This window comes from Paenibacillus fonticola DSM 21315, from assembly GCF_000381905.1.
Lineage (GTDB): Bacteria > Bacillota > Bacilli > Paenibacillales > Paenibacillaceae > Fontibacillus > Fontibacillus fonticola.
On record NZ_KB907249.1, the window covers coordinates 210,515 to 223,129 of the forward strand.

At 42.8% G+C, this 12,615-nt stretch carries 16 protein-coding genes; all 16 read left to right on the forward strand.

From position 1 onward, the window contains the following. The first annotated feature begins 19 nt into the window (after positions 1–19). Positions 20–511 (forward strand): hypothetical protein, encoded by a 492-nt coding sequence (locus tag G358_RS0107200; RefSeq protein WP_019636530.1) that lies wholly within the window; start codon positions 20–22, stop codon positions 509–511. 172 nt (positions 512–683) lie between these two features. Then, positions 684–1,232, forward strand: coding sequence for a hypothetical protein (locus G358_RS0107205; RefSeq protein ID WP_019636531.1), 549 nt, complete (start codon positions 684–686; stop codon positions 1,230–1,232). Between the two features lie 123 nt (positions 1,233–1,355). Next, a complete protein-coding gene (locus tag G358_RS0107210) occupies positions 1,356–1,919 on the forward strand; it encodes a hypothetical protein (RefSeq protein ID WP_019636532.1) in 564 nt (187 codons plus the stop codon). Between the two features lie 45 nt (positions 1,920–1,964). Next, a complete protein-coding gene (locus G358_RS0107215) occupies positions 1,965–2,318 on the forward strand; it encodes a hypothetical protein (protein WP_019636533.1) in 354 nt (117 codons plus the stop codon). 80 nt (positions 2,319–2,398) lie between these two features. Then, positions 2,399–3,190 carry a lipid II flippase Amj family protein gene (locus G358_RS0107220; protein WP_019636534.1) on the forward strand — a complete coding sequence of 264 codons (792 nt, stop codon included), beginning with the start codon at positions 2,399–2,401 and terminating at the stop codon, positions 3,188–3,190. A gap of 55 nt (positions 3,191–3,245) precedes the next feature. Continuing rightward, entirely contained in the window at positions 3,246–3,719 is a 474-nt protein-coding gene (locus G358_RS29590; RefSeq protein WP_019636535.1) for an SMI1/KNR4 family protein, read from the forward strand. 65 nt (positions 3,720–3,784) lie between these two features. Further along, the gene (locus tag G358_RS0107230) at positions 3,785–4,396 is read left to right on the forward strand and encodes a hypothetical protein (protein WP_157274282.1); all 612 of its coding nucleotides are present in this window, start codon (positions 3,785–3,787) and stop codon (positions 4,394–4,396) included. Positions 4,397–4,560: 164 nt separating this feature from the next. Continuing rightward, the gene (locus G358_RS0107235; protein WP_019636537.1) at positions 4,561–5,106 is read left to right on the forward strand and encodes a GNAT family N-acetyltransferase; all 546 of its coding nucleotides are present in this window, start codon (positions 4,561–4,563) and stop codon (positions 5,104–5,106) included. A 22-nt stretch (positions 5,107–5,128) separates the two neighbouring features. Then, positions 5,129–5,551, forward strand: coding sequence for a metallothiol transferase FosB (gene fosB / locus G358_RS0107240; RefSeq protein ID WP_019636538.1), 423 nt, complete (start codon positions 5,129–5,131; stop codon positions 5,549–5,551). Between the two features lie 23 nt (positions 5,552–5,574). After that, a complete protein-coding gene (locus G358_RS0107245; RefSeq protein WP_019636539.1) occupies positions 5,575–6,213 on the forward strand; it encodes an NUDIX hydrolase in 639 nt (212 codons plus the stop codon). Positions 6,214–6,382: 169 nt separating this feature from the next. After that, the gene (locus G358_RS29595; protein ID WP_420836047.1) at positions 6,383–6,844 is read left to right on the forward strand and encodes a zinc-ribbon domain-containing protein; all 462 of its coding nucleotides are present in this window, start codon (positions 6,383–6,385) and stop codon (positions 6,842–6,844) included. Beyond that, complete coding sequence (locus G358_RS0107255; protein WP_019636541.1) at positions 6,844–7,281, forward strand: hypothetical protein; 438 nt, start codon at positions 6,844–6,846, stop codon at positions 7,279–7,281. The genes G358_RS29595 and G358_RS0107255 overlap by 1 nt, the downstream gene beginning before the upstream one ends. A 218-nt stretch (positions 7,282–7,499) precedes the next feature. Next, a complete protein-coding gene (locus G358_RS0107260) occupies positions 7,500–8,423 on the forward strand; it encodes a DUF4261 domain-containing protein (RefSeq protein WP_019636542.1) in 924 nt (307 codons plus the stop codon). A 103-nt stretch (positions 8,424–8,526) separates the two neighbouring features. Then, on the forward strand, positions 8,527–10,245 hold the full coding sequence (locus tag G358_RS0107265) for an ABC transporter ATP-binding protein (RefSeq protein WP_019636543.1): 1,719 nt from the start codon (positions 8,527–8,529) through the stop codon (positions 10,243–10,245). 237 nt (positions 10,246–10,482) lie between these two features. After that, a complete protein-coding gene (locus G358_RS0107270; protein ID WP_019636544.1) occupies positions 10,483–10,752 on the forward strand; it encodes a hypothetical protein in 270 nt (89 codons plus the stop codon). 79 nt (positions 10,753–10,831) lie between these two features. Further along, positions 10,832–12,601: a TerB N-terminal domain-containing protein gene (locus tag G358_RS0107275; RefSeq protein ID WP_019636545.1), complete on the forward strand. Its 1,770-nt coding sequence runs from the start codon at positions 10,832–10,834 to the stop codon at positions 12,599–12,601. The last annotated feature ends 14 nt before the right edge of the window (positions 12,602–12,615 follow it).

Here is a 12,615-nt window from a genome sequence, read left to right on the forward strand (position 1 = left end):
AAGGTATAGGGGGAATTCAATGATGATCTTTGAAAACAACGATAAAGCAATTTATAACTTCTTTTTATCAGCAAGAGAAGAAGCAAATATCCTTAGCCAGTTTATGGATGATAATCATGATTTGTTATTTCCCTTTTTTGAATGTAACTTTGTGCCCTGTCCTGAGTTACAAAAATACATTGAAGAAAGAACAGTTCTTAAAAGTAAAGAACAAGTATTCGATATTAGTAATCCCTTTTTAGAGAATAAATTAATATACTGGTATAAACCACTTGATTTCGCAGACTTAACAAATATTATTGAGAGGGATTCGATGACTTATCGATGTATAGTTGTACCTAAGAATGGGAAGTTAAGCGAATATAGATTTAAATTATTTACATATGAACATGCGATATATAAGGGAAAGGAAACAAGAGTGCTTTGGATAGATGAAGCAATAGAAAATGATTTTATCCAAAATGTTTATCCCAAGATAAACGATAGTCGACATTCATGCGGCACTGGTTAGGTTGTCAGCGTATTCACGCCGCAGAGTTGTCCTCTTTAGTTGTTAGATGTATAATCATGGAAAAAGATTTTTTGAAAAGAGTAATTATCCGGGCCAATCGGCCCTCGATTTGCGTACATATTGTTTAGATTATAATTACGACCGATTAGGTGTACATATGGAGGAAAACAGAATGAACATGCCAAGTAACAGTGAATTGACATTTCTTTTTGAAGGTGACGAGCAGCAGCTGGAACTATTTATTGAAAGGCATTATAAAACTTTCGAGCGCTATCAATTGATAGATGATTTGAAAGAGCTGAAAAATGATTATGAGCTTGAAGAGCAAATCTCGATTGTGTTTTCTGTCGTATATGGTGTTTCTGTGGATTGGCGTGAGGATGATGAGGAAATCGTTCGAATGTTCAGTGAACGGCTACAAGAGGAAACAGTTGAGGTTACGTTTACAGACAAAGGATTGGATGTTACTTATAACGACCAGCTGCATTCGATTGCACTTACCTTTTCCGGAGATGATCGCTATATCACGATTCGCGGCTTCCAGGAGCTGATCCGGGAGAAGTACGAAATTCGTCTGCTTGAATACTCGTATTTTTCCGATACTCACGATTTTTTGATTTTACCGAAGCGGCAATGGGAGGAATTGGAGGCCCGGTACCCGGAAAGTATCGGGAAAGTGTTCCGCATCATCGATGATAAACTGGACTATCCGACAATGTGATAAGCTGCAGATTAACATATATCACTAAAGAAGCTCGTTCAACATATAACCCAGCCGAAGGTAAGAGTTATCTCTAAGGCTGGGTTGTTTCATAAATACGAAATCTTTAGCGGGGAGTGGCATATGAAGAACAGGAAAATTATTGTGCTGCTAATGTGTTTTCAATTGCTTTTCATTATAGGTTGCGAAAACCAATCGGCAATAAACCAAGAAAATGCCAGCAGGGTTGTTGAATTGACGAATGAAAATGAACTTCTGCAGAAAAAGCTGGATGAAGTAAACGAACTGAACGCAAGTTTAATGTTAAAGAACGAAGAGTTAATTCGTTATGATGAAGATCTCATACCTAAAGAGCATGAAATTATTTATGACTTAAGAATTCCTATTAGTGTTTTTGAAGTGGTGCATAAGCATTTTCTGGCAATACAAGAGGATGATATCGATTTACTGAAAGAAACGATAAAGGATAATACAGGTTTAAGCGATCGCGTCTACCAGCTTTTGGAGATTGGAAAAACGACGAAAATTGAACTTAAAGCATTAAATTATCAGCATGAGAATACTTATGAAAATGGTTCGAAAGTTACAAAAAGTATAGTTGTAGGTGTTAAATATAATGATAACAACGTTTCTTTCGCCCTTCAAAACACAAATGATCAAGGATGGATGATTGTAGACATCGATTGAAGAAAAGGGGGAAATAAAGTCTAACATTCAGAAAGGAGTATTCCATTGAAGGAAGTAAATGAAAAGCAAAAAGAATTATTGAAGAAGTTGAAACAAATTAGAGACCAATATGTTGATTTTTCTGTAGGAAGCCTAGAAGTAGATTCAAAGCTAAACTGGAGTACATATCGAGAAGAATATATAAGACTCGGATCATTGCTGCATTCAAACAAGGATAAACAATCATTTCGAGAAATTCAAGTGGAGTTGATAGATGAAGTAATATATAGAATTCTTGAGATGCTCGACGGATATGGAGGTTTAACCTTCGAAATAGAAATGATGGATAAGGATACACGGCAGTCAATTACTGAAGGAATTCAATTGCACGATAAATACATGGAAAACACCGATACTTAAGATCGGGGCTCACCCTTGACTGAAAGATGTATAATCATGGAAGAAGATTAGAAAATGATAACACTATGGAGACTAAACTAATGATTAATTATTTGATGGTTATCTTTATTCTGACCATGATCATCCATACGGTAGAAACATTATCTTACTCACTAAGATATGCTGGGGTGAAGATCAATAAGATTGCGGTCGCGCTTTCTTTAACAGGTATTATCGTACTTATTTCGAGAACCGCTAATTTAATTCAAGCTCCATTGACAGCTAAAATTATTGATTACGCTAAAATCGATCCAGCTTTTAATGTGCTGTACAATCTCAGAATCATATTAATTTCCTCCACGATGGGCACTTTTATGGCCATTCTTCTTTTTCCTACTTTTGTTAACGTTTGGACCAGAGTCATATCCAAGCTGGAGCTTGCTGGTTCCTTACCAAGACTCATATCTAGCGTAACGGTAGCGCAATTAAGAAATGTGAGAACTTATATAAAAAAACCGTCATTCAATTTTTATCATTATAGATATTTAGGCATATCTAAGCGATTTATACTCTTAAATATTTTGGTTACGGCAATTTACACAGTAGGAGTACTGTCATCCCTTTATGCTGCTCATTTAGTTCCTTCATTGAGTACAACAGCATCACAATCATCGGGCCTTATTAATGGAATAGCAACCATATTATTGACGATTTTTATAGACCCGCAAGTAGGTTTAATTACAGATAAAGCGATTAATAACGAAGAGTACAGAGATCAGCTCGGAAAAATATACAATACTTTAATGGTGTCCCGATTATTGGGTACAGTGCTTGCACAAGTATTACTATTGCCTGCATCCTATTTTATAGTTATGATCATCAAACTGATTTGATTTTTTATCGAGAAGTAGTTCGTGTAAAAGTAAATATTGAGACTAGGTGATTATTTTGAATACATCGCTTATACATTCTGCTGAAGGATTAATTGAAAAAGTAAAAGAAAAATATCCTGATTACAAAGGGAAAATCGCGACTATTGAAGAGATGGAGAGCTTGCAAAACCAATTAGGCATTATCTTGCCAAAGGATTTAATTCATCTATACACTGCTGTACCGATTATTGATGCCGAATTTGGATTTCAGGAATATGAGCCCGAGCCTGATTTTGATGGAATATCGTATATCTTATGGGGCGGGATTAAAGATATATTAGACGAGAGTTTAAGATATCAACCTGGAATACATGTACTGAAGGAAGGGTATCTGTTTGTTGCAAATTGCTCGCATGGAAGCGGGGATCCGATATTTATCAAATTTGAAGAGGAAGGGAAATACGGTGTATACCGAATTTTTCATGATGACATTAGCATCAGCAAGGTATCGGATTCATTAACGGAGTTATTTTATAATGCGAAACTATAATGAGGTTTTTCATATTATTGACGATGGCTAGCCATGTCCAGCAAGGTGAAATTAAGGAGATGAAAATGAAGTATTCAAAAGAAGAATTAGATTTAATTCAGCAGCTGGATCAGTATGCTGCAAATAAAAAAATTACTTACTATAAAGCTATACCTCAAGAACTTTATCAAGAGATGAAAGCCATGATGAGAAGTGTAAAATTTGAGGGTTCGCTCCAGGAATACTTTGAATATTTGGGTTACATTTTTAATCCCGTATCCAAATATCCTAAAAGCAGCACTGAAATAACTGCTCTGCTTTTGCAGCACTATCCAAGCAGATCTATCACGAACCTCGAAAATGTCGACAGGAATTTATACTATATTATCCAGGACAAGGCATTGCAAAATATGATGGATATTCCGGAGTACATCCATCAATTAGGTTTCAAATTTGTTTTTCATAGCAATATATATCCGCACTCTCCTTCCTATTATATCGGAACATCCGAAAAGGAATATATCAATAGGCTCAATAGATTGTTCCCGGAAGGGACTATAGTGATTGAAGAGCTCATTGAAAAAAACAGTTGGCTATTTAAAAATATTAATTACTTAAGGCAAATCCGCTCCATACAAACCATTGATGAACAATTAGAGTTTTTTGGATTTAAAGTATTAAGAAGATGGAACGGTTAATGGTTAAGGTTGTCCCTCAGAAAATATTTAATTCCGATGTGCGGATGGTGAGGTGATTTGATCAATGTGGATCCCCTATGAAGTGGTTAGAAAGCAACCTCAAGACTTTAACATCAAATACAGGATCACACAATAAATGCTAGAAAAATCAGGAGGAGAAATCTATGTTTACTCACATTATAAGCAATGACCTGCAATTAAAACTGCTTGAAATGCGGCATGCTGAAGAAATGTTCAAGTTGTCTGATCACAATCGAGTACACTTAAGAGAATGGCTGCCATGGGTAGATGATACAAAAAGTGTAGAACAAACTAAAGAGTTTATACAGCTTTCATTAAATTTATTTGCTGACAACAATGGTTTTAGCTCAGGTATTTTCTATAAAGAAAAAATCGTAGGCTGCATTGGGCTGCACAGTATTGATTGGAGAAATAAACAGACTTCTATTGGCTATTGGCTATCTGCAGATCAGCAAGGAAAAGGCATCATGACCAGCTCCTGCAAGGCAGTGATTAATTATGTCTTTCATGAATTATCACTAAATAGAGTTGAAATCAGGGCGGCCGTACAAAATTCAAAGAGCAGAGCTATACCTGAACGATTGAATTTCTGTAACGAAGGGATCATTAGACAGGCGGAATGGCTTTATGATCATTATGTAGACTATGTTGTATATGGAATGTTGAAGGAAGATTGGAAAATAACTTAGGAAAAGAAAAGGATGATTGCTTTTGCAAATTCAAGGTGTAAATCACATCTGTTTCTCCGTTGCAAGCTTAGAGCAGTCCATCCCATTTTATGAGCAAGTTTTCGGGGCAAAGCTTTTAGTTAAAGGCAGAAAACTTGCTTACTTTGATTTAAACGGGATATGGCTTGCTTTGAATGAAGAACCGGAGATTGAAAGAAATGAAATATTTCATTCGTATACTCACATTGCTTTTACTATCAAAGAAGAAGCATTTGAAATCTATAAAGAAAAACTGGAAAAACTTAAAGTTAACATCCTCTCAGGAAGAGAACGGGATGAAAGAGACAAGAAGTCTATTTACTTCACAGATCCCGATGGACATAAATTTGAGCTGCATACCGGGCAGTTGGAAGACCGATTGAAATATTATAGGGAATCTAAAACTCATATGACTTTTTTTGAATAAAATGCTGGGAAAGGATCAATAGGATGCAGACAGAGTTGTTGAATATTTATGATGAGAATAGAGTACATATAGGTGTGGCTACACGTGCTGATGTGCATCAACTTGGTTATTGGCATGAATCCATTCATTGCTGGTTTGTTAGTCATGATGAAAATGAGGACTATATTTACTTTCAACTTCGTAGTGAACACAAGAGGGACTATCCTAACCTTTTGGATATTACGGCGGCCGGACATTTATTATCCCATGAAACGGTCGGGGATGGAATAAGGGAAATTAAAGAGGAGACGGGTATAGAAGTCTCTATGAGCGAACTAATTTCATTGGGGATCATGAATTATGTTGTCACTAACCAAGCCTGGATCGATAAAGAAATCGCGTATGTTTTTTTGTATCGCTGCGAATTGTCATTCGATGATTTTTCCGTGCAACAAGATGAAGTATCAGGGATTTTTAGAGCTCGCTTTAATGACTTTGTTAAATTGTGGTTAGGACAACAAAATCAGATTGATATACATGGGTTTCAACTGGACGATGACGGACAAAAAAGGAAAGTGAAACAAACCGTGGGGAGAAATCAGTTTGTTCCACATGACGAATCTTTTTATCAAGCTGTATTACATCAAATAAAAGAAGTTTTGCAAGACACGAACCCAAAGTGAGCCTTAGGCATAAAGGTCCCGGAATTACTGGAAATATAATACACCGATAGAACTATTCTTAAGTAAAGGCATAGGAAGATAGAAAATTCAGCGTTTTTCTGGAGGGATTTTGATATTAATGTCGAAAAATAACATTTGAGATGTTTTGAGATGATTTTTAGGGAGGGAGATGTCGTTGAGCTTTTTTGACAAGTTCAAGACAGGTGTAGCCGAGGCCGGGAATAAGGCCAAAATGGTTGTTGAAGTCAACCGTTTGAAAATGCAAAATAGCAGCAAACAAAACGAAGTCAACGAACAATATCAGGCCATTGGCAAGCTTGTGTACGCGGCTGCCGAGCAGGGATCATGGCCGTTGCCTTTGGAGGAGTTTGCAGCTCCGATCGAGCGCATCGTTCAGCTGCGGATGGAAATTGAACAAAATCTGCTGCAAATCGCCAATTTATCCGACATGAAGGTGTGCAGATCCTGCGGAAGCAGCGTTCCGGTAAATGTTCGTTTTTGCTCTAGTTGCGGAAGTACGTTTGAGATTAGCGTGGACCCTATTCCAGTAGAGGAATCTGGAGAGGATAACAACGGGGAAACAAACGCAGGTTTACTGCCTGAAGCCAAATCCGAGGAGGAAACGTCCTGATGCAGCAATTTTCTGTGGTGCTCAAAGAGCTTCGTTTATGGTTTGAGTCATTTAAATGGTATTCGGCGATTCGTGCCTATGCTCTGCATTTATTGTTTGGCGGGTTAGGCATTATGTTCTTATACCAGCTCTTAAGTGTTGTCATGCCTTGGCAGAGCCTTAAAGTGCTGAATACTCTTTTTTTCACAATCCCGTTATTGTCACTGGCAAACCTCGCGTTCCTGTTAGGAGTATGGCTGACTTTGATTTCGCCTAATGTGAAATATCTGCCGTACGGATTATGGGGAAGGGCATTGTACGTTATTTTTCCCTTTACTTCGATTTCTTTGTCCAGTTTAATATCGGTAGCCGTTTACGCATTCCTTGGTTATATGCTGTTTAAATATACAGCGACTTCGTATGCAGAGCAGTCACGCATTTCTTCGCTCGATAACTGATTCAAGCCGGCTCTGTACATAACGCTGAACGATGAGCTTAGGGTACTGTTTTACACGTTTCGCATCTTTTACGTGATGCGATAATTAGTAATTCATCAATGGTGGACATGAATAGCAAGCCAAGCGCTCTTCGTCCCATGTGGCGAAGGGCGCTCTTTAATTGTCCCGCCGTGCAACAATTTTATCGTACATAAAATCATAGATTGGGGACAAGAGTTATGAATGATAGTGTTGATTTCGAAAAAGATTTCGGGTTTGCCCGGGTCTATACGATAGAACTGAAATACAGGCAGCAGCCTAAGCTCGATCGGGGTTTACTCTATGAGAAAATGGAGCAATATACCGGTACAATAGAACAGCCTAGAGCAACGGGGGAAGATACAGCCGGGTTAGCAGTAGGGGAAGCAAATGGAACGGGTCAGGATAACCTGATTCATTTCTTTCATTTCAACTACATGGTTCAGTACGCGGAAGGAGAGATGCCAGCTCAGACCACTCTGGTGGAAATTGATCATCGTCCGGCTGCGGATTACGAGACGGCGATTCAGCAATGCTGGCATTGGCAGGAGGCTGAGCAAACCTTGAATGAATGCAGCTATTCGCTGCTGTTAGCGGATATGATGGCGTCCGGACTTGAACCCAAGTCCAGACTGCAGTTGTTTACCGGAGCACTTCGGGCAGTACTTGAGGCAGCGCCTTGCGATGCGATTTACTTTCGGGAGAGCGACAAGCTGGTAGAGCCTGGCCCGTACCTGGCCGCCATTGAAGACGGGAACTTATTATACGGAGCGATGAATATACGCTTTTATAACGTGGAAGGAACCGGACATGGGCAAGAGGAGCGCTTGATGGACTCTATCGGACTAGCGGCGCTGGGCATCCCCGATGTACAATGCCATTACTATGCTCTCACTCCTTCAGAGGTTGCCGGTCATTTAATGGACATCGCGTATTATTTATTTACCCACGGAGACATTATCGAGGATGGGGAGACGGTAGACTTATCCGAAGACATGCGTTGGCGCTGTGAGCACCAGTATGCGTTAGCTGGACCGCATCGCGCCGTGATCGATTTGGACCCGGGCGAACCTTATTACGCAGGACGACAGGGAAATGACGAGGAAGCCGCCTCTGCTGAATAATATTTAAATTAGACAGGCTCCTCCGCTATTCTACTGGCAAGTGTAAGGGATGAAACAACGTAATGATGGCTGATGTGGATGACAGAGAGGAGACATAATGGCCATGTGGCGCCGATTTTTTTCGTATTACCGGCCTTATAAAGGTTTATTTATATTGGATTTCAGCTGTGCAGTCATCGCGGGGGTTCTGGAACTTGGGTTCCCGCTAGCTGTCAGCAAATTTATCGACGATCTGCTTCCAGGAGGAAACTGGAGCATGATCGTGGTTGCAAGCGTTGGGTTGTTATGCGTTTACGCGCTGAATACGGTATTGAACTATATCGTGACCTATTGGGGTCATATGTTAGGCGTCAATATTGAGACGGAAATGCGGCGTAAAATGTTTGAGCACATTCAAAAGCTGTCATTCCGGTTTTTCGATAATCACAAGACAGGGCACCTGGTCGGCAGAGTGACGAATGATTTGAACGAAATCGGAGAGCTTGCGCATCACGGCCCGGAAGACGTGTTTATTGCTGTCATGACGCTCGCGGGTTCATTTTCGCTGATGGCTTACATAAATCTTGAGCTCGCGTTGATCACCTTTATCATTATTCCGATTATGGCCTGGTTGATTATCGTGTTTGGGGGCAAGATGACCAGGACTTACCGCCGGTTGTTCGCCAATGTCGGCAATTTCAACGCCCGGATCGAGGAAAATGTCGGCGGAATCCGCGTCGTGCAATCGTTCGCGAATGAAGAACACGAGAAAAAATTGTTTTCGGTGGATAACCGGAATTACCGAGAGACGATGCTGTCAGCGTATAAAACGATGGCCAAGAGCATCTCGGTCAGCTACATGCTGATGAGGCTGATCACTATTTTCGTCATGGTTTGCGGGGCCTGGTTTTATATCCAAGGCAAGATCGAGCTGGGTGAATTTATGGCCTTTATATTGTTATCGAATATTTTCTTCCGTCCGATCGAGAAGATCAACGCCGTAATTGAAAGTTATCCGAAGGGCATCGCCGGGTTCAAAAGGTACACAGAGATTCTAGATACCGAGCCGGATATTGCGGATAGGAAAGATGCAGTCGCGGTCGATACGCTGCGGGGCGATATTCGCTTCGAGAACGTAACGTTCGGTTATGAGGCTGATCGGAATATTTTGGATGGAATTAATCTATCGATTCGCGCGGGAGAAACGGTTGCGTTTGTAGGTCCTTCAGGTGCTGGAAAAACGACCATTTGCAGTCTTCTGCCGAGGTTTTACGATGTGAACGGAGGACAGATCACGGTGGATGGCATGGATATCCGAGATATGACGCTGCAGTCGCTGCGCAAAAATATCGGCATTGTTCAACAAGACGTGTTCCTTTTCGCAGGAACGATCCGGGAGAACATCATGTACGGCGATCTGAAGGCCACCGAAGAGCAAATTTGGGGAGCGGCCAAGCGGGCATCTCTGGAAGAGATGATCAGCCAATTGCCTGACGGGATGGATACGGTCATTGGCGAACGGGGCGTGAAGCTGTCAGGAGGGCAGAAGCAGCGGCTTGCCATCGCTAGAATGTTTCTGAAGAATCCTCCGATCTTGATTCTGGACGAGGCGACGTCAGCGCTGGATACCGAGACGGAAGCGGCGATCCAACAATCGCTTTCCGAGCTGTCCATCGGACGGACGACGCTGGTCATTGCCCACCGTTTGGCAACGATCAAAAACGCCGACCGGATCATCGTCATCGACGAGAGCGGCATTGCTGAGCAAGGACGGCATGCGGAGCTTGTCGCTTCTGGCGGCGTCTATAGCAGGCTGCATCAGGCGCAATATCAACAGGCGTAAGATAAAACGGCGGGAACCGTCCCAGAGTTGTTTAAAAACAGAGGCCTGACAGCCTATGTCTGCACAAAAATACCGATACAGCATTAGAGCGAGGTTCGTGGATAAACTCCAACAACATTCGCTCTTTTTTAAATAAGGCCTAATGGCTTCTATAGCCTTCAATATGAGATAACATTATCTACTAATATGAACAAAGGTTATAAATAACGAATGAATTCAGATGGGGAGGTATAGAAAATGTCTATTATCGGGACGCTGCTAGCTATAATAATTGCCATACTGATTTCCTTCTTTCTTGGTCCGATTGGAGTGCTAATTCTGCTTTCCGTTATTTTTGGGTTGGTACTTAACATGTATATTCGAAACCGGGAAATGCATAATGACATCCAACGTATCAAGGAAAAGTTAGGGATCCTGGAGCAGGACGAGTTTAATATGAGCAATGAAGAGATTGAAGAGGAACTGCTAGAGGAATTGAAGCAGGAAGGCCGCGATAATAAAATATAGCTCTTAAGTCGTCTGAAAAAAATACGAACAGGCTTTCGCTTTGATGGTATAATGGTGTCGTGATGGAGGTCTATGGACGATGAACGATAGAACGGGCAGGCACGGATATCAGAATCAGATGGTTAACAATCAGAGGAGGACTAGGGAGCAGCAGCTTACTTTTGCCGAGATCGAGTTTGAGCAGCCAGAACGGAAAGGAGCGGAGCCCTTTGTGGTGATTCCTGAACGCGGCGAGCGGGAAGTAGATTGGCAGCAGAGTTTCCGCTATGTTTCCCGGGAGCGGCAGTTTGTGGAGCAGGCCCGAGAGCTCGAATGGAAGGGTGGAGCAGTGGGGGAGTTTGTCCCCTTTCACGCTTACTGGCCTACCTATGAGCAAATGCAGCCGGGACAGCTGCGCTGGTATTTGTATTGGCGGGGAGAGGTACGCTCAGGGCGGTATCCGGATACGGATTTGTCTTATCTTTTTGTGTACCTGTATGAACTGATTCATGGCATTGGCACGAATGAACCGGCCGAGGGGTATAAGCAGATGCAGCAGGTATGGCTGGCTTACCGGGAGCGTTATCCGAAGCTGGAAGCATACGTACGTGAATGGCTGTATGACTACGGGCTGGTGTTTGGGTTGGATGTCCCGCCTTCCGAACCGCTGCAGAAGCTCCCCAGGAATTTATCCCTAGAGCTGAAAGAGCTAGAGTGGAAACGCAGGTTTACCGCTGAGCCGCTTGCGCTGACCTGGGACATGCTGCGGACGCTAGTCGACTACGACGTGGAGAAGAGCCGTTTTTACACCGGGCAAGGGCGCAAGGATTTGCAGCTTTATGCCTCGAAAGCGGTGGCACTGGTCGATGGATATTTGTCAAAAATCGAGGGAGCTAGGCTGCTGAAGCGATTTATGCCCCGCGAGAAAATAGTGAGCAGGCCCTTGTTCCGTACCGCTGTATACAATCATGAGCTGTACGGGCGCAGTGTTACGGTCAGCGTTCTGCCGATCAGTACACATCTTCCGCTGCGCTCGTATTTGACCCAGCTTGTCAGGTTCACGGAGAATAAGCTGCGCGAGTTATTGGGATTTAGAGGCAAGCTGCGGGGCATCCAGCTGGAGCCGGAGGTGGAGCAGCTCGTTGAACGATTCCTGCATAAAGAGTTCGAGCAGCGAAAGGCCGAGGAGGCCAAAGCGAGCCTGCCCCGGGTGAAGATCAACGTATCGAAGCTGCAAAGGACTCAGTGGGAATCCGACGAGGTGCGGGATATGCTGACCGTTGAGGAGCAGGCACCTGTTACCGGCGAGAGAAGAGAAGGTGCCGTACCGCCGCTGCAACTGGTCAAGGGGAGCAAGGTGCTGGACCCTGAGAAAGCAGCGAAGCTGCAGCAGGCAGAGCTCGATTTCGAGCGGGGCTGGATGGAGCCTGAGGAAATAGAGCATACGCAGGTTAGACTTGTTTCTACGCGTCACGACTTCAAGGAAGATTCCATAGCGACCAGGCACCAGGCTCAGCCTCCCTCTGAAACAAATATGCGTGATGATAGCGAGAGCCTGGATACAGAAATTAGCGCTGTGACCGGAAGATGTAAGAAAATTGGGGCTGAGGAGATTGGGATGGAGCTGCCGGGGGAGTGGCGCGAAGTATTCGCCCGGTTGTCCACGGCGCATCTCAAAATGCTGTCCGCACTGCTTGATGGAGCGGACGCCGCAGTGCGGTTCAGCATTGCCGAGCGGGCTGGCTCCATGCCCGAGCTGCTGCTGGACGAAATCAACGAAATCGCGATGGAGTGTATTGGCGACTTGCTCGTCGATGGCGATGAGATCGCCCGGGAGTACAAGGAAGAGCTGCGGAGTTTGCTTAGCTAACAGAGTTCCACATG